Source organism: Streptomyces sp. NPDC097640 (assembly GCF_040302705.1).
Taxonomy (GTDB): Bacteria; Actinomycetota; Actinomycetes; order Streptomycetales; family Streptomycetaceae; genus Streptomyces.
Map to the genome: position 1 here is coordinate 155,264 of NZ_JBEOSB010000013.1, position 22,321 is coordinate 177,584.

General features: G+C 70.7%; 20 protein-coding genes. 12 read left to right on the forward strand and 8 right to left on the reverse strand.

Features of this window, described 5'->3' with window-relative positions:
• Positions 1-111 precede the first annotated feature (111 nt).
• From gap to pgi, 7 genes are all read left to right on the forward strand, one after another.
• Entirely contained in the window at positions 112-1,116 is a 1,005-nt protein-coding gene (gene gap / locus ABTY62_RS21900; RefSeq protein WP_352131094.1) for a type I glyceraldehyde-3-phosphate dehydrogenase, read from the forward strand.
• Positions 1,117-1,195: 79 nt separating this feature from the next.
• Positions 1,196-2,398, forward strand: a complete 1,203-nt coding sequence (locus ABTY62_RS21905) for a phosphoglycerate kinase (RefSeq protein ID WP_352131095.1) — start codon at positions 1,196-1,198, stop codon at positions 2,396-2,398.
• A gap of 5 nt (positions 2,399-2,403) precedes the next feature.
• Complete coding sequence (tpiA, locus tag ABTY62_RS21910; protein ID WP_352131096.1) at positions 2,404-3,180, forward strand: triose-phosphate isomerase; 777 nt, start codon at positions 2,404-2,406, stop codon at positions 3,178-3,180.
• Between the two features lie 132 nt (positions 3,181-3,312).
• Complete coding sequence (gene secG / locus ABTY62_RS21915; RefSeq protein WP_311724896.1) at positions 3,313-3,540, forward strand: preprotein translocase subunit SecG; 228 nt, start codon at positions 3,313-3,315, stop codon at positions 3,538-3,540.
• Between the two features lie 193 nt (positions 3,541-3,733).
• Entirely contained in the window at positions 3,734-4,069 is a 336-nt protein-coding gene (locus tag ABTY62_RS21920; RefSeq protein ID WP_311724897.1) for an RNA polymerase-binding protein RbpA, read from the forward strand.
• Between the two features lie 131 nt (positions 4,070-4,200).
• Positions 4,201-5,445: an MFS transporter gene (locus ABTY62_RS21925; RefSeq protein ID WP_352131097.1), complete on the forward strand. Its 1,245-nt coding sequence runs from the start codon at positions 4,201-4,203 to the stop codon at positions 5,443-5,445.
• A 49-nt stretch (positions 5,446-5,494) separates the two neighbouring features.
• Positions 5,495-7,147, forward strand: a complete 1,653-nt coding sequence (gene pgi / locus ABTY62_RS21930) for a glucose-6-phosphate isomerase (RefSeq protein ID WP_352131098.1) — start codon at positions 5,495-5,497, stop codon at positions 7,145-7,147.
• 129 nt (positions 7,148-7,276) lie between these two features.
• Here the strand turns inward: pgi and pgl are convergent, their stop codons facing one another.
• From pgl to tkt, 5 genes are read right to left on the reverse strand one after another with little or no spacing between them, the layout of a single operon-like run.
• The gene (pgl, locus tag ABTY62_RS21935) at positions 7,277-8,059 is read right to left on the reverse strand and encodes a 6-phosphogluconolactonase (RefSeq protein WP_352131099.1); all 783 of its coding nucleotides are present in this window, start codon (positions 8,057-8,059) and stop codon (positions 7,277-7,279) included.
• On the reverse strand, positions 8,056-9,192 hold the full coding sequence (gene opcA, locus ABTY62_RS21940; RefSeq protein WP_352131100.1) for a glucose-6-phosphate dehydrogenase assembly protein OpcA: 1,137 nt from the start codon (positions 9,190-9,192) through the stop codon (positions 8,056-8,058). Before opcA ends, pgl begins: the two co-directional genes overlap by 4 nt.
• A complete protein-coding gene (zwf, locus tag ABTY62_RS21945; protein ID WP_352131101.1) occupies positions 9,189-10,724 on the reverse strand; it encodes a glucose-6-phosphate dehydrogenase in 1,536 nt (511 codons plus the stop codon). Before zwf ends, opcA begins: the two co-directional genes overlap by 4 nt.
• A gap of 6 nt (positions 10,725-10,730) precedes the next feature.
• The gene (tal, locus tag ABTY62_RS21950) at positions 10,731-11,873 is read right to left on the reverse strand and encodes a transaldolase (protein WP_352131102.1); all 1,143 of its coding nucleotides are present in this window, start codon (positions 11,871-11,873) and stop codon (positions 10,731-10,733) included.
• Positions 11,874-11,917: 44 nt separating this feature from the next.
• Entirely contained in the window at positions 11,918-14,011 is a 2,094-nt protein-coding gene (gene tkt / locus ABTY62_RS21955; protein WP_352131103.1) for a transketolase, read from the reverse strand.
• Between the two features lie 288 nt (positions 14,012-14,299).
• Between tkt and ABTY62_RS21960 the strand changes: the two genes are divergently transcribed.
• The 3 genes from ABTY62_RS21960 (at position 14,300) to ABTY62_RS21970 (ending at position 17,167) form a co-directional block, all read left to right on the forward strand.
• Positions 14,300-15,241: a heme o synthase gene (locus ABTY62_RS21960; protein ID WP_352131104.1), complete on the forward strand. Its 942-nt coding sequence runs from the start codon at positions 14,300-14,302 to the stop codon at positions 15,239-15,241.
• A 42-nt stretch (positions 15,242-15,283) separates the two neighbouring features.
• Positions 15,284-15,667 (forward strand): hypothetical protein, encoded by a 384-nt coding sequence (locus tag ABTY62_RS21965; protein WP_352131105.1) that lies wholly within the window; start codon positions 15,284-15,286, stop codon positions 15,665-15,667.
• Positions 15,668-16,000: 333 nt separating this feature from the next.
• Positions 16,001-17,167: an amidohydrolase gene (locus ABTY62_RS21970; protein WP_352131106.1), complete on the forward strand. Its 1,167-nt coding sequence runs from the start codon at positions 16,001-16,003 to the stop codon at positions 17,165-17,167.
• Here the strand turns inward: ABTY62_RS21970 and ABTY62_RS21975 are convergent.
• From ABTY62_RS21975 to ABTY62_RS21985, 3 genes are all read right to left on the reverse strand, one after another.
• Complete coding sequence (locus ABTY62_RS21975; protein WP_352131107.1) at positions 17,131-18,117, reverse strand: COX15/CtaA family protein; 987 nt, start codon at positions 18,115-18,117, stop codon at positions 17,131-17,133. The genes ABTY62_RS21970 and ABTY62_RS21975 overlap by 37 nt on opposite strands.
• Before the next feature lie 105 nt (positions 18,118-18,222).
• Positions 18,223-18,996, reverse strand: a complete 774-nt coding sequence (locus ABTY62_RS21980) for an ABC transporter permease (RefSeq protein ID WP_352131108.1) — start codon at positions 18,994-18,996, stop codon at positions 18,223-18,225.
• Positions 18,993-19,919, reverse strand: a complete 927-nt coding sequence (locus tag ABTY62_RS21985; RefSeq protein ID WP_352131109.1) for an ABC transporter ATP-binding protein — start codon at positions 19,917-19,919, stop codon at positions 18,993-18,995. The genes ABTY62_RS21980 and ABTY62_RS21985 overlap by 4 nt, the downstream gene beginning before the upstream one ends.
• A 160-nt stretch (positions 19,920-20,079) precedes the next feature.
• Here ABTY62_RS21985 and ABTY62_RS21990 point away from each other — a divergent pair, with 160 nt between their 5' ends.
• Together ABTY62_RS21990 and sufB are read left to right on the forward strand one after the other, a co-directional pair.
• Positions 20,080-20,892 (forward strand): helix-turn-helix transcriptional regulator, encoded by an 813-nt coding sequence (locus ABTY62_RS21990; protein WP_502997497.1) that lies wholly within the window; start codon positions 20,080-20,082, stop codon positions 20,890-20,892.
• Positions 20,889-22,310: a Fe-S cluster assembly protein SufB gene (gene sufB / locus ABTY62_RS21995; protein ID WP_352131110.1), complete on the forward strand. Its 1,422-nt coding sequence runs from the start codon at positions 20,889-20,891 to the stop codon at positions 22,308-22,310. Before ABTY62_RS21990 ends, sufB begins: the two co-directional genes overlap by 4 nt.
• Positions 22,311-22,321 lie beyond the last annotated feature (11 nt).

Genomic DNA, 22,321 nt, shown 5'->3' on the forward strand with positions numbered 1-22,321 from the left:
CGGTGCCAATGTCACGTACGTCCCGTGATAGCGGTAGGGTCGGATCCGGTCGGGGACATCCAATAAGGCTCGCCGGCGTCCATACCGGCACACCAACGAGGAGATCGGTTCGTGACGATCCGCGTAGGCATCAACGGCTTCGGCCGCATCGGACGCAACTACTTCCGCGCGCTCCTGGACCAGGGTGCGGACATCGAGATCGTCGGTGTCAACGACCTGACCGACAACGCCACTCTCGTCCACCTGCTGAAGTACGACACCATCCTGGGTCGGCTGAAGCAGGCGGTCAGCCACACCGACGACACCATCACCGTCGGCAACCAGACGTTCAAGACGTTCGCCGAGCGGGACCCGGCCAAGCTGCCCTGGGCGGAGCTCGGCGCCGACATCGTCATCGAGTCGACGGGCATCTTCACCAAGCGCGAGGACGCGGCGAAGCACCTGGCCGCCGGCGCCAAGAAGGTCCTGATCTCCGCGCCCGCCAAGGGCGAGGACATCACCATCGTGATGGGCGTCAACCAGGACAAGTACGACGCCGCCAACCATCACGTCATCTCCAACGCGTCCTGCACCACCAACTGTGTCGCCCCGATGGCCAAGGTCCTCGACGAGGCCTTCGGCATCACCAAGGGCCTGATGACCACGGTGCACGCGTACACCAACGACCAGCGCATCCTGGACTTCCCGCACAAGGACCTGCGCCGCGCGCGGGCCGCCGCGGAGAACATCATCCCGACCTCGACCGGTGCGGCGAAGGCCACCGCGCTGGTGCTCCCGCAGCTCAAGGGCAAGCTGGACGGCATCGCCATGCGCGTCCCGGTGCCCACCGGCTCGGTCACCGACCTGGTGGTCGAGCTGGACCGCGAGGTCACCAGGGACGAGGTCAACACCGCCTTCCAGAAGGCCGCCGAGGGCCAGCTCAAGGGCATCCTCGAGTACACCGAGGACGAGATCGTCTCCTCGGACATCGTCAACTGGCCGGCCTCCTGCACCTTCGACTCCTCGCTGACCATGGCCCAGGGCAAGCAGGTCAAGATCATCGGTTGGTACGACAACGAGTGGGGCTACTCGAACCGCCTCGTCGACCTGACCGTCTTCGTCGGCAACCAGCTCTGACCGCTGCCGCGATGAGCCAGGACAGGGCCCGGTACGACACTGTCGTACGGGCCCTGTTCCCATGAACTAGGAGTCCTCAGTGAAGACGATTGACGATCTTCAGGTCGGCGGGAAGCGGGTCTTCGTCCGCGCCGATCTGAACGTCCCGCTCGACGGCGGGACGATCACCGACGACGGCCGCATCCGCGCCGCCGTGCCGACCATCGCCGGGCTCGTGAAGTCGGGCGCCAAGGTGATCGTCGCCTCCCACCTGGGCCGGCCCAAGGGCGCGCCGGACCCCCGCTTCTCGCTCGCCCCGGTCGCCCGGCGGCTCGGTGAACTCCTCGGCAAGGAGGTCGTCTTCGCGACCGACACGGTCGGGGACGGCGCCCGGCAGGCCGTGGCCGGGCTCGGTGACGGCGATGTGGCACTGCTGGAGAATCTGCGCTTCAACGCCGGTGAGACCAGCAAGGACGACGCCGAGCGCGGCGCCTTCGCCGATCAGCTCGCCGCTCTCGCGGACGTCTATGTGGGCGACGGCTTCGGCGCGGTGCACCGCAAGCACGCCTCGGTGTACGACCTTCCGGCGCGGCTGCCGCACGCCGCGGGCCATCTGATCGCCTCCGAGCTGAACGTTCTCAAGCAGCTCACCGACGACGTGAAGCGCCCGTACGCGGTGGTCCTCGGCGGCGCCAAGGTGTCCGACAAGCTCGGCGTCATCGACCACCTCCTGGAGCGGGCCGACCGCATCCTCATCGGCGGCGGCATGGCGTACACCTTCCTCAAGGCCCAGGGCCATGAGATCGGCAACTCGCTGCTTCAGGAGGACCAGATCCCGGCCGTCCAGGAGTACCTGGCGCGCGCCAAGGAGCGCGGCGTGGAGTTCGTGCTCCCCGTCGACGTCCTGGTGGCCGGCGAGTTCCCGGATCTGAAGACGAAGGCCCCGGCGCACCCCCAGACCGTGTCCGCCGCGGAGATGCCGGCCGGCCAGATGGGTCTGGACATCGGCCCGGCGACCTGCGAGCTGTACGCCTCGAAGCTGGCCGACGCGGCCACCGTCTTCTGGAACGGCCCGATGGGCGTCTTCGAGCACCCCGATTTCGCCGCGGGCACCAAGGCCGTCGCCCAGGCGCTGGTCGAGAGCCCGGCCTTCACCGTGGTGGGCGGCGGCGACTCCGCGGCCGCCGTGCGGATCCTGGGCTTCGACGAGAATGCTTTCGGCCACATCTCGACCGGCGGCGGAGCGAGCCTCGAATACCTCGAGGGCAAGACGCTCCCCGGCCTGGCAGCACTGGAGGACTGAACACCGTGAGTGACCGCACCCCGCTGATCGCGGGCAACTGGAAGATGAACCTCAACCACCTCGAGGCCATCGCCCACGTCCAGAAGATCACCTTCTCGCTCACCGACAAGGACTACGAGGACGTCGAGGCCGCGGTCCTGGCGCCGTTCACGGACCTCCGGACCCTTCAGACCCTGGTCGAGCACGACAAGCTGAAGCTCAAGTACGGCGCCCAGGACATCTCGGCGCACGACTCCGGCGCGTACACCGGGGAGATCTCCGGCGCGATGCTGGCCAAGCTGCGCTGCTCCTATGTGGCCGTCGGTCACTCCGAGCGGCGCCAGTACCACAACGAGACCGACGAGCTGTGCAACGCCAAGGTCAAGGCCGCCTTCAAGAACGACATCACCCCCATCCTGTGCGTCGGTGAGGGCCTGGAGGTGCGCAAGGCGGGCAACCAGGTCGCGCACACGCTCGCGCAGGTCGACGGGGGCCTCAAGGACGTCCCGGCCGAGCAGGCCGAGCGGATCGTGATCGCCTACGAGCCGGTCTGGGCCATCGGCACCGGCGAGGTGGCCACCCCCGAGGACGCCCAGGAGGTCTGCGGGGCGATCCGGGGCCGCCTGGCCGAGCTGTACAGCCAGGAGCTGGCCGGCAAGGTCAGGATCCAGTACGGCGGCTCGGTGAAGTCCGGGAACGTCGCGGCGATCATGGCGCAGCCGGACGTGGACGGCGCGCTGGTCGGCGGCGCCTGCCTGGACGCGGACGAGTTCGTCAAGATCGTCCGGTTCCGCGACCAGTGAGCAGGACGGTGAGTAGGCCGTAGCAGGTCACTCGGCGTACCCTGGCGGGGGTCGAGGTGGTGCGCGTCACCACCCGGCCCCCGTTCCCTACCGTCCCGTCCAAGCCCGAGAGAGTTGGTTCCAGCCGTGGTCATGGGGTTCTCGATCGCCCTCATCATCTTCAGCCTCCTGCTGATGATGCTGGTGCTCATGCACAAGGGGAAGGGCGGAGGTCTGTCCGACATGTTCGGTGGTGGCATGCAGTCGTCCGTGGGCGGCTCCTCGGTCGCCGAGCGCAACCTGGACCGGATCACCATCGTCGTCGGCCTGCTGTGGTTCGTCTGCATCGTGGTGCTCGGCCTGCTGATGAAGCTCGATTGAGCCGATAGCTGACGCACCGTCGTGAGCGCGGCTTATCATGGGTCTGCGTCCTCGGGGGCACCTCCCGGCCGAAGGCAGGAGGCGGTGTAACTCCTCCTACTGGACGCGCGTTGGGCCTTACGTAGACTGGGGCGCCCGGCAGCGGAGCTGCCTACCAATGCTTCGCGGCACCATCACGCAGGGAGTTACGACCGTGGCAAGTGGCAACGCGATCCGTGGAAGTCGGGTCGGAGCGGGGCCGATGGGAGAAGCGGAGCGAGGCGAATCGGCGCCTCGGCTGCGCATTTCCTTCTGGTGCTCGAATGGGCACGAGACTGTGCCGAGCTTCGCCAGCGACGCGCAGATCCCGGACACTTGGGACTGCCCCCGCTGCGGCTTCCCGGCCGGCAAGGACCGGGACAGCCCGCCGGACCCGCCGCGCACCGAGCCGTACAAGACGCATCTGGCGTATGTGCGGGAGCGGCGGAGCGACGCCGACGGCGAGGCGATCCTCGCCGAGGCTCTCGCCAAGCTTCGCGGCGAGATCTGAGCGACAGGCGGGACGACGCACGTACGACGGCCCGGCCGGGCACCTCTGACGGGGGTGCGCGGCCGGGCCGTTGTCAGTGGTGGGGGCTACGGTCGTGACGTGAGGTGCCGTGCGGGTCGGGAGGGGGCGTCATGGCCACGGTGGAGGCGGACGAGCAGGCTGCCGGGCGGTCCGTGCCGCTTGCCTGGCGGGGCGGCTTCGGGCGGTTGTGGGGGGCCGCGGTGGTGTCCCGGTTCGGGGACGCGCTGCGCGGGGCGGCGCTTCCGCTGCTGGCCGTCTCGCTGACCGACTCCGCGGTGCTGGTCGCGCTGGTGACCGCCTGCGGATTTCTGCCGTGGCTGCTGTTCGGGCTGCTCGGCGGGGCCATCGCCGACCGGGTGGACCAGCGGCGGGCGATGTGGGCGGTCGACGCGGCGCGCGGGGTGCTGATGGCCGCGTTCGCCGTCGCCGTATGGCTGGGACATGCCTCGATCGGCCTGCTGCTCGCCCTGGCCTTCGCGCTGACCACCCTGCAAACCCTCTTCGACAACGCCGCCACGGCCCTGCTGCCGTCCGTGGTGCCCGGGGAGGCCCTGAGCCGGGCCAACGCCAGGCTGATGACCGGGCAGGAGGTCATGGGCCGGTTCGTGGGCGCGCCGCTGGTACCGGTGGCCCTGGGCCTCGGCATCGCGATGCCGTACATAGCCGACGCGGTCACGTATTTCGCCGCCGCCGCGCTGGTCGCCTCGCTGGGCGGGGGCGCGCGGGAGCCGCGGCGGGAGCCCCGGGCGCCGGGGCGCACGATCCGCCGGGACATGGTTGAGGGCATCAAGGTGCTGTGGCGGGACCGGCTGCTGCGGGCGCTGTGCGTGTCGACCACGCTGTGCAATATCGGCATCGGCGCCCTCATCGCCACGCTGGTGCTGCACATCACCGGATGGCTGGGCGCAGGGGACGGCGGTTACGCGGCCGTCATCACGGCGTACGGGATCGGCAGCGTCACGGGCGGGCTGGTGGCCGCGCGGGTGGCGGAGCGGCTGGGCCGCGCCCCCACGATCATGGTGTGCGGCCTCGTCCAGATCGCCGCCCTGCTCGCCCTGGGCACGATCCGCACGCTGCCGGCCGCCGTGGCCGCCCTCGGCGTCTTCGGCTTCGCCGGGATCATCTGGAACGTCACGGAGGTGACGATGATGCAGCAGCGCAGCCCGGCCGAGATGCTGGGCCGGGTCAGCGCCGCCTTCCGCACCCTGTCGATCGCCGGCAGCCCGCTCGGCGCCCTGCTCGGCGGGGTCATCGCCGCGGCGTGGGGGCTGAACACCCCGGCGCTGGCGGCCGCCGTGCTCTTCGCCGGCGGCCTGGTGGCCCTCGTCCCGGGGATACGGGCCCCGATCAACTAGGTTGGGGGCACGGGGGCCAGGCACCGACAAGAAGTGGGCTGATTCCGAGATGAACGCAGACGGCCGCAGCAGACTCGACCAGCTGCCAGAGTGGAACGCACTGGCCGCACACCGCCAGGAGCTGGGCGACACACATCTGCGCGAGCTGTTCGCCCAGGACCCCGGCCGCGCCGAGCGGTTCACCGTTCAGGTCGGCGACCTCCATCTGGACTACTCCAAGCACCTGGTGACCGACGAGACCCTGCGGCTGCTGCGGGAGCTGGCCACGGCGACCGGCGTGACCCAGCTGCGGGACGCCATGTTCCGGGGCGAGAAGATCAACACCACCGAGGACCGGTCGGTGCTGCATGTCGCGCTGCGCGCGCCCCACTCCGCCGAAATCGAGTCCGACGGCAAGGACGTCGTCGCGGAAATCCACGCGGTGCTCACCAAGATGGGCACATTCGTCGACCGGATCCACTCGGGGGAGTGGCGGGGCCACACCGGCGAGCGCATCAAGAACATCGTCAACATCGGCATCGGCGGCTCCGACCTGGGCCCGGCGATGGCGTTCGAGGCGCTGCGCGCCTACACCCACCGCGAGTTGGAGTTCCGCTTCGTCTCCAATGTCGACGGGGCGGATCTGCATGAGGCGCTGCGCGGCCTGGACCCGGCCGAGACGCTGTTCATCGTCGCCTCGAAGACCTTCACCACCATCGAGACCATCACCAACGCCACCTCCGCCCGCCGCTGGCTGCTGAGCGGTCTCGGCGCGGGTCAGGAAGCGGTCGCCAAGCACTTCGTGGCGCTGTCGACCAATGCGGAGAAGGTCGCCGAGTTCGGCATCAACACCGACAACATGTTCGAGTTCTGGGACTGGGTCGGCGGGCGCTACTCCTTCGACTCGGCCATCGGCCTGTCCCTGATGGTCGCCATCGGCCAGGACCACTTCCGCGAGATGCTGGCCGGCTTCCACCTCGTCGACGAGCACTTCCGCTGTGCCCCGCCGGAGGAGAACGCCCCGATGCTGCTCGGGCTGCTGGGCATCTGGTACGGGCAGTTCTTCGACGCGCAGTCGCACGCCGTGCTGCCGTACTCGCACTACCTGTCCAAGTTCCCCGCTTATCTCCAGCAGCTCGACATGGAGTCCAACGGCAAGTCGGTGGACCGCGAGGGCCGGCCGGTGAGCTGGCAGACCGGCCCGGTGGTCTGGGGCACGCCCGGCACCAACGGCCAGCACGCCTACTATCAGCTGCTCCACCAGGGCACCAAGACGATCCCGGCCGATCTGATCGGCTTCGCCAACCCGGTGGCCGACCTGAGCCCCAAGCTCGCCGCCCAGCACGACCTGCTGATGGCCAACCTCTTCGCCCAGGGCCAGGCGCTGGCCTTCGGCAAGACGTCGGAGGAGGTGGCCGCCGAGGGGGTGGCACCGGAGCTGGTGCCGCACAAGACCTTCCGCGGCAACCGCCCCACGACCACGATCCTGGCCGCCGAGCTGAGCCCCTCGGTGCTCGGTCAGCTGATCGCGCTGTACGAGCACAAGGTGTTCGTCCAGGGAGCCGTCTGGAACATCGACTCCTTCGACCAGTGGGGGGTGGAGCTCGGCAAGGTCCTCGCCAAGCGCGTCGAGCCCGCGCTCACCGAGGGGGCCGAGGTGCCGGGTCTCGACCCCTCCACGGCCGGGCTGGTCGCCACCTACCGCTCGCTGCGCGGCCGCTGAGGACGCCGAGCACACACAAGCCGAGCACACACAAAGAGCCGCACACGCCGGACGGGCCGGCCGGGCTCGCCCCGCTCACACGGGGTGGGCCCGGTCCGGCCCGTCGGTTGTGCAAGGGCTCGCCTCCGGTCAGGGCGACGCCGGGGGGTACAGCTCGCGCGGCAGGCCCGCCGCGGCGGCCCGGTCCAGCAGCCACAGCGTGCGACGGCGGCCGTACGCACCCGCGGCCGGGGCCTGGATCTCCCCGGCGCCCGACAGCGCGATCGTCACCGCCTTGGCCTTGTCCTCGCCCGCCGCCAACAGCCAGACCTCCTGCGCCGCGCGGATCGCGGGCAGGGTCAGACTGACCCGGGTGGGCGGGGGCTTGGGCGCGCCGCGCACCGCCACCACTGTCCGCTCCGTCTCCCGCACGGCGGGCAGCTCCGGGAAGAGCGAGGCCACATGCGTGTCCGGGCCCACGCCCAGCAGCAGCACGTCGAAGGACGGCGCCGCGCCGTGGTTCTCCGGCCGCGCGGCGCGGGCCAGCTCCTCGGCGTACGCCTCCGCGGCCGCCTCCACATCGCTGCCCCACGGGCCGTCGGAGGCCGGCATCGCGTGCACCCGGGCCGGGTCCAGACCCACCGAGTCCAGCAGCGCCTCCCGCGCCTGGGTGACATTGCGGTCCGGGTGGCCGTCCGGCAGGAACCGCTCGTCGCCCCACCACAGGTCGAGCCGCGACCAGTCCACCGCGTCCCGGGCGGGCGCCTCGGCGAGCGCGGCCAGCAGGCCGTTGCCGTTGCGCCCGCCGGTCAGCACGACCGACGCGGAGCCGCGGGCGGACTGGGCGTCCACCACCTTGGTGATCAGCCGGGCCGCCGCGGCCTGCGCCATCAGCTCCTTGTCGCGGTGGACGACCACCTGCGGAGCGGTCACGACGCCGCCTTGCCGGTGGCCTTGCCGCCGGAGCCGGAGCCGGAGTCGCCCGGCTTCGCCGGGGGGGCCTTGGGCACCGGACGCGGTGCCTCCGGACGGGCCTCGGCGCCGGCCTTGCCGCCACCGGAGCCCGAGCCGGAGCCCGAGCCGGATCCGGCAGCGGATCCGGTCCGCGCCGCCGACGGCTCGGGGGCCGAGCCCATCACGCCCTTGCCGAGCCGGCTCGCCCCGAACTTCACCGCTGAGGCGTACATCTCGTCCGGGTCGAGACGGCGCAGCTCCTCCGCTATCAGCTCCGACTTGTCCCGCCGCTGGAGCGCGACATGCCGGTCCGGCTGCCCCGGCATCGCCAGCTCGGCCAGCGAGCCGTTCGCCCGGTCCAGGCAGATCGTGCCGTCGGCCGTCTCCAGCCGCACCGCGGTCAGCCCGGGGCCGTCCGAGACCTGCCGGTGCACCGGGACCCGCAGCCGCTCGGCGAGCCACAGTGCCAGCAGCTCGCCGCTCGGGTTGTACGCCTCACCCTCGACCACCGCGGAGGTGATCGTCGAGTGCTTCTGGTCCAGCGCCGCGGCCAGCACGCTGCGCCACGGAGTGATGCGCGTCCAGGCCAGGTCGGTGTCGCCCGGGGTGTAGGTCCTGGCCCGCAGCCCGAGCGTGCTCACCGGGTCCTCGGTGGCCTGGGCGTCGGTGATCCGGCGGGCCGCCAGCTGGCCCAGCAGGTCCTCGCTGGGGTGCTCCGGAGCGTCGTCCGGCCACCACACCACCACCGGGGCGTCCGGCAGCAGCAGCGGCAGCACCACCGACTGGGCGTGGGCCGCGAGCTCGCCGTAGAGCCGCAGCAGCACCGTCTCGCCGGTGCCGCTCTCGCCGGCGACCCGCACCTCCGCGTCCAGCCGGGCCACCTTGCGGTCGCGCGGTGAGCGCCCCGGCCGCTTGATGACGACCAGGATGCGTGAGGGATGTTCCTTGGACGCGTCGCTCGCGGCCTTCAGCGCGTCGTAGTGATTGCCCTCGTCGGTGACGATGACAAGGGTGAGCACCATGCCCACGGCCGGTATCCCCGCCGCCCTCCGCGCCTGGACCAGAGCAGCGTTGATCTGGCTGGACGTGGTGTCGGTGAGATCGATGTTCATGGCCGGCGCCAGCTCCGTCCGTCTCGTGCGAGCATCTCGTCCGCCGCCTTCGGCCCCCAGGTGCCCGCCGTGTACTGCTCGGGCTTGCCGTGCTGGTCCCAGTAGTCCTCGACGGGATCGAGGATCCGCCAGGACTCCTCCACCTCCTGGTGGCGGGGGAACAGGTTGGCATCGCCGAGCAGGACATCGAGCAGCAGCCGCTCGTAGGCCTCGGGGCTGGACTCGGTGAAGGACTCGCCGTAGGCGAAGTCCATCGTCACGTCCCGGATCTCCATGGAGGTGCCGGGCACCTTGGAGCCGAACCGGATGGTGACGCCCTCGTCCGGCTGTACCCGGATGACCAGGGCGTTCTCCCCGAGCTCCTGGGTGTCGGTGGTGTCGAAGGGGGAGTGCGGGGCGCGCTGGAAGACCACCGCGATCTCGGTGACCCGCCGCCCGAGCCGCTTGCCCGCGCGCAGGTAGAAGGGCACGCCCGCCCAGCGGCGGTTGTCGATCTCCAGCTTGATCGCGGCATAGGTGTCGGTGTTGGAGTTGGAGTCGATGCCCTCCTCCTCCAGGTAGCCCAGCACCTCCTGGCCGCCCTGCCAGCCGTGGGAGTACTGGCCGCGCACGGTGTGCTTGCCCAGCTCCTTCGGCAGCTTGACGGCCTTGAGCGCCTTCAGCTTCTCGGTGACCAGCGCGGTGGCGTCGAAGGAGGAGGGCTCCTCCATGGCGGTCAGCGCGAGCAGCTGAAGCAGATGGTTCTGGATGACGTCGCGCGCCGCGCCGATGCCGTCGTAGTAGCCGGCCCGGCCGCCGATGCCGATGTCCTCGGCCATGGTGATCTGTACGTGATCGACGTACGAGCGGTTCCACAGCGGCTCGAACATGGTGTTGGCGAAGCGCAGCGCCAGGATGTTCTGGACCGTCTCCTTGCCCAGGTAGTGATCGATCCGGAAGACGTCGCCCGGCCGGAAGACGTCGTGGACGACCTGGTTGAGCTCCTGGGCGCTGGTCAGGTCATGGCCGAAGGGCTTCTCGATGACGGCGCGCCGCCAGGAGTCGCCGGGCCCGGAGGACAGTCCGTGCTTCTTGAGCTGCTGGACGACGGAGGGGAAGAATTTCGGCGGGACCGACAGATAGAAGGCGAAGTTGCCGCCCGTGCCGCGCGCCTTGTCCAGCTCCTCGATCGTCCCCCGCAGCTTTTCGAACGCCTCGTCGTCGGAGAACTCGCCGGGCACGAAGCGGAAGCCCTCGGCGAGCTGCTGCCAGACCTCCTCACGGAAGGGGGTCCTGGCGTGTTCCTTGACCGCGTCGTGGACGACCTGGGCGAAGTCCTCGTTCTCCCAGTCGCGGCGGGCGAAGCCGACGAGCGAGAAGCCCGGCGGCAGCAGGCCACGGTTGGCCAGGTCGTAGACGGCCGGCATCAGCTTCTTGCGGGACAAGTCGCCCGTGACGCCGAAGATGACCAGGCCCGACGGCCCCGCGATGCGCGGAAGCCGCCGGTCCCGGGGGTCACGCAGCGGATTGGCTCCGCTCGTGGAAAGTGACAAGATCTCTCACGCCTCCGAAGGAGCGAGGCGGCCCAGCTCCGCCTCAGTGGACTTCAGCAGGTCGTTCCAGGACGCCTCGAACTTCTCGACGCCCTCGTCCTCGAGGAGCTGTACAACGTCATCGTACGAGATTCCGACGCCTGTGAGCGCGTCGAGATCGGCCTTGGCCTGCTCGTATGTACCACGCACCGTGTCACCGGTGATCCCGCCGTGGTCGGCGACGGCCTCCAGCGTGGCCTCCGGCATGGTGTTCACCGTGCCCGGGGCGACCAGGTCGTCCACGTAGAGCGTGTCCTTGTAGGCCGGGTCCTTGACGCCGGTGGAGGCCCACAGCGGGCGCTGCTTGTTGGCGTTGGCCCGGTCCAGGGCGGCCCAGCGCTCGGACGGCGCGGTCGACTTGTCGTGCGAGCCGAACACCTCCTCGTACGCCTGGTACGCGAGGCGGGCGTTGGCCAGGGCGGCCTTGCCGCGCAGCGCCTTGGCCTCGTCGGTGCCCAGCTTGTCGAGGCGCTTGTCGATCTCGGTGTCCACGCGGGACACGAAGAAGGACGCCACCGAGTGGATCTTCTGGAGGTCGAGCCCCGCGGCCTTGGCCTTCTCCAGGCCGGCCAGGAAGGCGTCCATGACCTCGCGGTAGCGCTCCAGCGAGAAGATCAGCGTGACGTTGACGCTGATGCCGAGCCCGATCACCTCGGTGATCGCGGGGAGGCCCGCCCGGGTGGCCGGGATCTTGATGAAGGTGTTGGGCCGGTCCACCAGCCAGGCCAGCTGCTTGGCCTCGGCGATGGTGGCGGCCGTGTTGTGCGCCAGGCGCGGGTCCACCTCGATGGAGACCCGGCCGTCCTGGCCGCCGGTCGCGTCGTACACCGGGCGCAGGATGTCGGCGGCGTCCCGGACGTCCGCCGTGGTGATCATGCGTACGGCCTCGTCGACGGTGACCTTGCGGGTCGCGAGGTCGGCCACCTGCTGCTGGTAGCCGTCACCGCCGGCGATCGCCTTCTGGAAGATCGACGGGTTGGTGGTCACGCCCACCACATGGCTCTGGTCGATCAGCTCGGCCAGATTGCCGGATGTGATGCGCTTGCGCGAAAGGTCGTCGAGCCAGACCGCGACGCCTTCGTCGGCCAGCCGCTTGAGTGCGTCTGTCATCGGGTTTGCATCTCCTACTCGTCGCTACAGGTTCGTATACGGCGTCAGCGCCCGGCGGTCTCAAGCGACTCGCGGGCGGCGGTGACAACGGCCTCCGCGGTCAGGCCGAACTCCCGGTAGAGCACCTTGTAGTCGGCGGAGGCGCCGAAGTGCTCCAGCGAGACGATGCGGCCGGCGTCACCCACGAAGCGGTACCACGTCAGGCCGATCCCCGCCTCGACGGCCACACGGGCCTTCACGGACGGCGGCAGAACGCTGTCCCGGTACGCCTGGTCCTGCTCGTCGAACCACTCGACCGAGGGCATCGAGACCACGCGGGTCGGGACGCCCGCGGCCTGAAGCTGCTCGCGCGCCTCGACTGCGAGCTGCACCTCGGACCCGGTGCCGATGAGGATCACCTGCGGGGCACTGCTCTTCCCTTCGGGGCCTTCGGCCTCCGCCAGGACATACCCACCCTTGGCCGCGTCCTCGTTGACGTCGTACGTCGGCACGTTCTGCCGGGTCAGCGCGAGGCCGTGCGGGGCCGGCTGCTCCGTGTGGCGGCGGGTGATCTCGCGCCAGGCGATGGCGGTCTCGTTGGCGTCGGCCGGGCGCACGATGTTCAGGCCCGGGATGGCGCGCAGCGCGCTCAGGTGCTCGACCGGCTGATGGGTCGGGCCGTCCTCGCCCAGACCGATGGAGTCATGCGTCCACACATAGGTGACGGGGAGCTTCATCAGCGCGGCGAGCCGGACGGCGGGGCGCATGTAGTCGGAGAACACCAGGAAGGTGCCGCCGTAGATACGGGTGTTGCCGTGCAGCGCGATGCCGTTCATGGTCGAGCCCATGGCGTGCTCGCGGATGCCGAAGTGCACCGTGCGGCCGTACGGGTCGGCCTCCGGGAGCGGGTTGTCCTTCGGGAGGAAGGACGAGGACGCGTCGATGGTGGTGAGGTTCGAACCCGCGAGGTCGGCCGAGCCGCCCCACAGCTCGGGGAGCACCCCGCCGAGCGCCTTGAGCGCCTGGCCGGAGGCCTTGCGGGTGGCCACGTCCTTGCCGGGCTCGAAGACCGGGATCGCCTTGTCCCAGCCCGCGGGCAGCTCACCGGCGCTGATCCGGTCGAACTCGGCGGCGCGCTCGGGGTTGTTGTCCCGCCACTCCTGGAACTTCTTGTCCCAGGCGGCGTGGGCCTCGCGGCCCCGGTCGAGCAGACCGCGGGTGTGGGCGATGACTCGCTCCTCCACCTCGAAGTTCTGCTCGGGGTCGAAGCCGAGGACGCGCTTGGTGGCGGCGACCTCGTCGGCGCCGAGCGCCGAGCCGTGGGCGGCCTCGGTGTTCTGCGCGTGCGGGGCGGGCCAGGCGATGATCGTGCGGGTGGCGATGATCGAGGGGCGCTCGGTCTCGGCCTTCGCCGCCTTGAGCGCCGCGTACAGCGCCTGGACGTCGAAGTCGCCGTTGGGCGCCTGCTCGACGCGCTGCACATGCCAGCCGTACGCCTCGTACCGCTTCAGCACATCCTCGGAGAAGGCGGTCGCGGTGTCGCCCTCGATCGAGATGTGGTTGTCGTCGTACACCGCGATCAGATTGCCGAGCTTCTGGTGGCCCGCCAGCGAGGAGGCCTCCGCGGAGATGCCCTCCTCCAGGTCGCCGTCGGAGACGATCGCCCAGATGGTGTGGTCGAAGGGGGAGGTGCCCGCAGGCGCCTCCGGGTCGAACAGACCGCGCTCGTAGCGGGCGGCCATCGCCATGCCCACCGCGTTGCCGACGCCCTGGCCCAGCGGACCGGTGGTGGTCTCGACCCCGGTGGTGTGGCCGTGCTCCGGGTGGCCCGGGGTCAGCGAGCCCCAGGTGCGGAACGACTCCAGGTCCTCCAGCTCCAGGCCGAACCCACCCAGGTACAACTGGATGTAGAGGGTCAGCGAGGTGTGACCGGGGGAGAGGACGAACCGGTCACGGCCCACCCATCCGGTGTCGGAGGGGTCGTGCCGCATCAGCTTCTGGAAGAAGAGGTACGCGGCGGGGGCCAGGCTCATGGCGGTACCGGGGTGGCCGTTGCCGACCTTCTGTACGGCATCCGCGGCCAGGACGCGGGCCGTGTCCACGGCGCGCTGGTCCACATCGGTCCACTCGAGATCTGTGGTAGTCGGCTTCGTGCTCACCCTGAGTCAGGGCTCCTCTCCACAATGTCGATATCCGGCGACATGCGCACCGGCTTTGTCGAGCCTACCCCTGGAACAACGGTCATCTTTTCGAGCGAGTACCCGGCATACGGGGAACGAATGCCGGAGATGCGGCATTCCCCCGGAGGCCGCGAGCTCCGCGAACACGAGCCGACCCCGGCGGCGGGCGGCGTATCCCCAACGTCTAGAGTGGCGTGGTACGCGCAAGTCTTTACCGGCTCTTCATGTCCGGTGCTTGCTTGTTCTTGCCTTCTACCAGGGGTGTGCGTGACGGCCGTCGATTCCCGTCCTGCGGGGGTGCTCGATTCGAGCCGGAGCCGCCGGCCGCTCGGTGCCCGCGTCAAGGCGTTCGTGGCACTGACCAAGCCGCGTGTCATCGAGTTGCTGCTGATGACAACGGTGCCGGTGATGTTCCTGGCCGCCCAGGGCGTCCCGGATCTGTGGCTGGTGCTCGCCACCTGTATCGGCGGCTATCTGTCGGCCGGTGGCGCGGGCGCGTTCAATATGTATTACGACCGCGACATCGACGCGCTCATGGACCGCACCTCGCAACGCCCGCTGGTGACCGGCATGGTCTCGCCGGCCGAGTGCCTGGTCTTCGCCTTCGCGCTCGCGATCGGGTCGACGGCCTGGTTCTGGTTCCTGGTCAACCCGCTGTCCGCGATTCTGTCGCTCGGCGCGCTGGTTTTCTACGTCGTCGTCTACACGATGTTGCTCAAGCGGCGTACCGCGCAGAACATCGTGTGGGGCGGCATCGCGGGCTGTATGCCGGTGTTCATCGGCTGGTCCGCCGTCACCAATTCGCTCTCCTGGGCCGCGGTGATTCTCTTCCTCGTCATCTTCTTCTGGACGCCGCCGCACTACTGGCCGCTGTCCATGAAGGTGAAGGAGGACTACGCGCGCGTGGGCGTGCCGATGATGCCCGTGGTCGCGGGCAACAAGGCGGTCGCCCGGCAGATCGTCCTCTACAGCTGGGTGATGGTCGTCGTCTCGCTGCTGCTCTGGCCGCTCGGCTACACCGGCTGGTTCTACCCCACCGTGGCCGCGGTGCTGGGCGCGTTCTGGCTCAAGGAGGCGCATGCGCTTCAGGCGCGCGCCAAGGCTGGGATCACGGGGGCGCCGCTCAAGGAGATGCGGCTGTTCCACTGGTCCATCACCTATGCGTCGCTGCTGTTCGCCGCCGTCGCCGTGGACCCCTTCCTGCGCTGATCACCCTTCCCGTGCCGATTACTGACCGGTAGCATCGGTCTCATGGCAGACAGCACGCAGACGGAGCTTGAGCCCGAGCCCGAGCCCGAGGGCCGCGCGGGCAAGGCCGCGTCGGCCAAGGCCGAGAAGCAGGTCAAGCGGCTCGCCCACCAGATGACGGCCTTCGCACGGGACCACGGCGGCAGCGCCGAGGGCCAGCTCGCCCACATCGGCCGCGGCACCGTCCGCGTCGCCCTCGTCGGGGCCAACGGCGACTGGGGCACCCTGGTCGCCCCGTCCCACGACACCGCCCGCCGCGCCGCGGAGTCCGCGGGGATCACCCTGCACGACGACTTCGCGGGCGAGCTCGCCGCGAAGGTACGCACGGGGCCGTACGAGTGGACCCGCATGGCCGGGATCCAACTCGGCGGCCAGCCCAACGCGTAGCCCCCACCGCGGCGGCCCTTTCTCCCCTGCCCCGCCCCTTCCCGCAGCGTCGATGTGCGGCTCCGCCGCGTGGCAGGGGCTTTGCTCCTGGACCCCGGGGTCTGGGGCGGAGCCCCCCACGCGGCGGAGCCGCATATCGGCAGGGCCCCGGGGCCCGGCCTGGCGGGGGCCCTGAGCCCGCGAGGGCGTGGGGGCTGGGGGGTTGGCCCCGGGGTCGGGAAGGGGAAACCCTCCCGTCCCCGAGGGGCGCTCTTGCCGGGTGGGCCGGGGCGGGTCACGCTCGGGGGCGGGCCTGGCGACACCTCACCACCGTTTCGCCCGTTAAGCCCTTCGATGCCCGACGGCGAGGAGGCGGCGGTGACGGACGAGGCGACGGGCACTTCGGCCGACCCGGCCTCCTCGGCCGCCCCGGAGGACGCCCTGGCCCCCTCCCCGGAAACAGAGGTCGGCGTCCTGCCGCCGCTCATCGACCAGCACAGCCACGGCACCCTCCACACCGAGCTCGGCCTCGGCTCGTTCGAGGCCCATCTCGCCGCCGCCGCGGGCTCCGGCGCCGCCGCCCCCGCGGGCACCACCTTCTTCGACAGCTGGACCGGCCTGGCCGTACGCCGCTGGTGCCCCCCGCTGCTCGGCCTGGAGGCCCACTGCGCCCCCGTCCGCTATCTCGCCCGGCGGCGCGAGCTGGGCGCGTACCACGCGGGGCGGCTGCTGCTGCGCGGCGCGGGCATCGGCACCTTCCTGCTGGAGGCGGGGTCGCCGGGCGAGCTCACCTCGGCCGCCGAGCTGGCCGCGGCCGCGGACGGCCCGGTCCACGAGGTCATCCGGCTGGAGCCGCTGGCCGCAGAGATCGCGGACACCTCGGGCTCGGTCGACTCGTTCATCGGCAACACCGCCGAGGCCCTCTACTCCGCGGCCCAGCACGCCACCGCGTTCGCCCTGGGCATCACCTTCTGCGACGAGACCCCGCCGGACCCCCGGGAGGTGCGGCGCGCGGCGGACCGCTGGCTCGGCGGACGCACTCCGCGCGCCCGTCCGGCCGACCCCGCGCTGCTTCAGCATCTGCTGTGGAGCGCCGTCGCGACCGGCCTGCCCGTACAGCTGCACTGCGCCGACCCGCAGCCGCTCGCGGGCTTTCTGCACGCCACCGCGGGCGCAGGCACCGACCTGGTGCTGCTGCCCAGCCGCCCGCACCACCGCCGCGCCGCCCAGCTGGCCGCGACCTTCTCGCACGTCTACGCGGACGCCGGACCGCGGCCGGGGGAGACCCTCGGCGAGGCGCCGTTCGGCAAGCTGCTGTTCTCGACCGGGGCGCGGGCGCTGCCCGAGCTGTATGTGACCGGCGCCCGGCTGTTCGTACGGGCCATGGCGCGGCTGGCGGCCGAGTGGGTCGCCGACGGCGTCTGCACCCGGCCCGAGGCGCGGCGCATCGCCGCGCTCGTCGCGGCCGGGACCGCGCGCCGGGTCTACCGGCTGGACGCCGCGGCCTCGGCGACCGGCTGAGCCGGCGCGGGGGCCGCGACCGGGGCGGGCAGCTCCGCGCGCTCGCGCTGGGAGAGCAGGACCCGCTGCACCGCGATCAGCACCAGGCAGGAGCCGAACATGTGGACGCCGACGACGACTTCGGGCAGGTGCGTGAAGTACTGGACGTAGCCGATCACGCCCTGAAGGAGCAGGACGACGAGGAACTCGACGACGGGGCGGCGCAGCGCGGCCGGGGCCTTCACGGCGCGCAGCGTGAACCACAGGGCGGCGCTCAGGCCCAGCACGATGTACACGAAGTCCACGTGCAGCTGGGTGATCTCCTGCCAGTCCAGCGGGATGCGGTGCACCTTCCGGGCGTCGCCCGCGTGCGGCCCGGCCCCGCTGACCACGGTCCCGATGAGGATCAGCGCACCGGTCGCGCCGACCAGCAGCCAGGTCAGCTGACGGATGGGACGGGCGACGAGGTCGCGCGGCTCGGCGTCGCCCTCGCGGGCGCGCTGCCAGGTCACGACGGTGACCACGAGCAGCGCGGTGGCCAGGAGGAAGTGCGAGCTGACGATGTACGGGTTCAGGCCGGTGAGCACCGTGATGCCGCCGACGACGGCATTGCCCATCACGATCCAGAACTGTGCCCAGCCGAGCCGGGTGAGCGAGCGGCGCATCGGCGTTCGGGCGCGGGCCGCGATGATCAGCACGCCGACGACCGCGCACAGCACATACGTCAGCATGCGGTTGCCGAACTCGATGGCTCCGTTGATGCCCATCTCGCGGGTGGGCGTCAGGCTGTCCTCCGTGCAGGTCGGCCAGGTCGGGCAGCCGAGCCCGGACTGCGTCAGCCGGACCGCGCCGCCCGTCACCACGATGACCACGGTCATCACCACGGCGACCAGCGCCGCGCGTTCGACGAAGCGCGCGGAAGGCTGCCAGCGGCGGGCGATCTGCTCAAGGGGGTTCAGCGAAGAGGGCACGTCGCCCATCGTAGGCGGCCGCTTGTGCAGCTTTTCACGAGGGGGGTGTGGGGGAGTCGCTCCCCCGTGGAGACGCAGCACGAGGGGGTGTGGGGGAGGCTCGCCCTACTCCCAGCGGAACCAGCGCGCCGCCGCCCCCAGCCCCAGCACCGCCCACACCGCCAGGATCCCCAGATCGCCCCACGGCACCCCGGCCCCGTCCCGCAGCACATCGCGCAGGCCGCCCGACAGGGCCGAGATCGGCAGCAGCTCCAGCACGCCGCGGACCGCGTCCGGGAACTTGTCCAGCGACACCATCACCCCGCCGCCGACGAGCAGCAGCAGGAAGACGAGGTTGGCGGCCGCGAGGGTCGCCTCGGCCTTCAGGGTGCCCGCCATCAGCAGGCCGAGGCCGGAGAACGCGGCGGTGCCGAGGAGGAGGAGCAGGGCGACGGTGAGCGGGTTGCCGTGCGGGGACCAGCCCAGGGCGAGCGCGATCACGGTCAGCAGCGCGACCTGGAGCACCTCGGTGACCAGCACCGAGCAGGTCTTCGCGGTCATCAGCGCCCAGCGCGGCAGGGGCGAGGCGCCGAGCCGCTTGAGGACGCCGTACCGACGCTCGAAGCCGGTCGCGATGGCCTGGCCGGTGAAGGCGGTGGACAGCACGGCGAGCGCGAGGACTCCGGGGGCGAGGAAGTCCACGGCCTTGCCGCCCGCGCCCGTGTCGACGATGTCAACAGTACTGAACAGCACCAGCAGCAGGGACGGGATGATCACGGTCAGCAGCAGCTGCTCGCCGTTGCGCAGCAGCATCCTGGTCTCCAGGGCCGCCTGTGAACGGATCATGCGGTGCAGCGGCGCCGCGCCCGGCTGGGGGGTGAAGGTTCCCGTGGCGGTCACGCGCGCAGCTCCTTGCCGGTCAGCTCGAGGAAGACGTCCTCCAGGGTGTGGCGCTCGACCGAGATCCGGTCCGGCATGACGCCGTTCTGGGCGCACCAGGAGGCGACGGTGGCCAGCAGCTGCGGGTCGATCTTGCCGGTGACGCGGTACGAGCCGGGGGTCAGCTCGTCGGCCGCGGAGTCGGCGGGCAGCGCCTTGAGCAGGGAGGGCAGGTCGAGCGCGGGGCGGCCGGTGAAGCGCAGGGTGTTCTCCGCGCCGTCGCGGCACAGCTCTTCGGGGCTGCCCTGGGCGATGACCTTGCCGCCGTCGACGATCGCGACGTGGTCGGCGAGCTCCTCGGCCTCGTCCATGTAGTGCGTGGTGAGGACGACGGTCACGCCGTCCCGGCGCAGATCGCGGACGAGTTCCCAGGTGGCGCGCCGGGCCTGGGGGTCGAGTCCGGCGGTGGGCTCGTCGAGGAAGACCAGCTCGGGGCGGCCGACGACGGCCATGGCGAGCGCGAGGCGCTGCTGCTGGCCGCCGGAGAGCCGCCGGTAGGGCGTGCGGCCGCAGGAGCCGAGGCCGAGCCGCTCGATGAGGAGGTCGACGTCTATGGGGTGGGCGTGCAGGCCCGCGGTGTGGCGCAGCATCTCTTCTGCGCGCGCTCCGGAGTAAACCCCTCCGGACTGGAGCATCACGCCGATTCGGGGGCGCAGCGCGGCCGCCTGGGTCACGGGGTCGAGGCCGAGGACGCGGACCGTGCCGGCGTCGGGCCGGCGGTATCCCTCGCAGGTCTCGATGGTCGTGGTCTTGCCCGCTCCGTTGGGGCCGAGCACGGCGGTCACGGCGGCACGCGCCACGGACAGGTCGAGCCCGTCCACGGCGGTCTTCGAGCCGTACCGCTTGACGAGGCCGACGATGTCGACGGCGGGCTCTTCTCGCATGCCGGGCAGTCTACGAATCGCCAAGCCGGCGCTGGAGGGCAGGGCGGGCACCGAACCCGTTTCCGCAGGCCAAGTTAGGTGTGCCTTAGTGACGCACTCCACCGGGGGGCCGGGGGGACTGCGCTTGTACCTTTGCCGGGAATTACGCAACAATGGCGTTGTGAAATACGCGAGCGAAGCTCCGGCGGAACGCGCGGTCGAGTCGGCCGCGCGGTCTGTCGTGCCCGTGCCCGCGCCCGATGAGCAGCACGGCACCCGTAACAAGGTCGCCCGCTCCATCCTCGACCACGGCCCGTCCACCGCTGCCGAGCTCGCCCTGCGGCTCGAGCTGACCCAGGCGGCCGTGCGCCGCCACCTCGACACCCTCGTCGCCGACGGCGTCGTCGAGCCCCGCGAGAAGAGGGTGTACGGGGCGCGCGGCCGCGGCCGCCCGGCCAAGGTCTTCGCGCTCACCGACTGCGGGCGTGACGCGTTCGACCAGGCGTACGACGAGCTGGCCGTGGCCGCCCTGCGCTGGATCGAGCAGAGCGCCGGCGGAGGCGAGGAGGGCCGCGAGGCGGTCGCCGCCTTCGCGCGCGCCAGGCTCGCCGCCCAGGCCGTGGCGTACCGCGAGGCCGTCGAGGCCGCGGAGCCCGAGGCCCGCGCCCAAGCTCTCGCCCGCGCACTGTCCGCGGACGGGTACGCTGCTACGGCGCGCAGCGCACCGGTCGGCGAACAGCTCTGCCAGCACCACTGCCCGGTCGCCCACGCGGCCGAGCGGTATCCGCAGCTGTGCGAGGCGGAGACCGAGGTCTTCTCCCAGTTGCTCGGGACTCATGTGCAGCGTCTGGCCACCATCGCCCATGGCGACGGGGTGTGCACGACCTACATCCCCGGGACCGGCAAGGCCGAGAAGGCGCCCCCCAGCAAGATCCTCAGCAAGACCAAGACCACCAAAGCATCTGCCAGCACGGCCGGGAGGAACCCCGAATGACTCTCCCCACGGAGACTGCTCACCCCGAGCTCGATGGGCTGGGCAACTACGAGTACGGCTGGGCCGACTCCGATGTGGCCGGTGCCTCGGCCAAGCGCGGCCTCTCCGAGGCGGTCGTCCGCGACATCTCGGCGAAGAAGTCCGAGCCGGAGTGGATGCTGAAGCTCCGGCTGAAGGGCCTCAAGCTCTTCGAGAAGAAGCCCATGCCCACCTGGGGCTCGGACCTCTCCGGTATCGACTTCGACAACATCAAGTACTTCGTGCGCTCCACGGAGCAGCAGGCCGCCTCCTGGGAAGAGCTGCCCGAGGACATCAAGAACACCTACGACAGGCTGGGCATCCCGGAGGCCGAGAAGCAGCGCCTGGTCGCCGGTGTCGCCGCGCAGTACGAGTCCGAGGTCGTCTATCACAAGATCCGCGAGGACCTCGAGGAGCAGGGTGTCATCTTCCTGGACACCGACACCGGCCTCAAGGAGCACCCGGAGCTCTTCCAGGAGTACTTCGGCTCGGTGATCCCGGTCGGCGACAACAAGTTCGCCTCGCTGAACTCGGCGGTGTGGTCCGGCGGCTCGTTCATCTACGTGCCGAAGGGCGTGCACGTGGAGATCCCGCTCCAGGCCTACTTCCGGATCAACACGGAGAACATGGGCCAGTTCGAGCGGACGCTGATCATCGTCGACGAGGACGCGTACGTCCACTACGTCGAGGGCTGCACCGCGCCGATCTACAAGTCGGACTCCCTGCACTCCGCGGTGGTCGAGATCATCGTGAAGAAGGGCGCCCGCTGCCGCTACACGACCATCCAGAACTGGTCGAACAACGTGTACAACCTGGTCACCAAGCGCGCCGTGGCCTACGAGGGCGCGACCATGGAGTGGGTCGACGGCAACATCGGCTCCAAGGTGACCATGAAGTACCCGGCCGTCTACCTGATGGGCGAGCACGCCAAGGGCGAGACCCTGTCCATCGCCTTCGCGGGCGAGGGCCAGCACCAGGACGCCGGCGCGAAGATGGTCCACATGGCGCCCCGCACCTCGTCGAACATCATCTCCAAGTCGGTGGCGCGCGGCGGCGGCCGCACCTCCTACCGCGGGCTGATCGAGATCGGCGAGGGCGCCGAGGGCTCCAAGTCCAATGTGCTGTGCGACGCGCTGCTGGTCGACACCATCTCCCGCTCGGACACCTACCCCTATGTGGACGTCCGCGAGGACGATGTGTCCATGGGCCACGAGGCGACCGTCTCCAAGGTCAGCGACGACCAGCTGTTCTACCTGATGAGCCGCGGCCTGTCCGAGGACGAGGCCATGGCGATGATCGTGCGCGGCTTCGTCGAGCCGATCGCGCGCGAGCTTCCCATGGAGTACGCGCTGGAGCTCAACCGGCTGATCGAGCTCCAGATGGAAGGCTCGGTCGGCTGACGCCGGCGCCT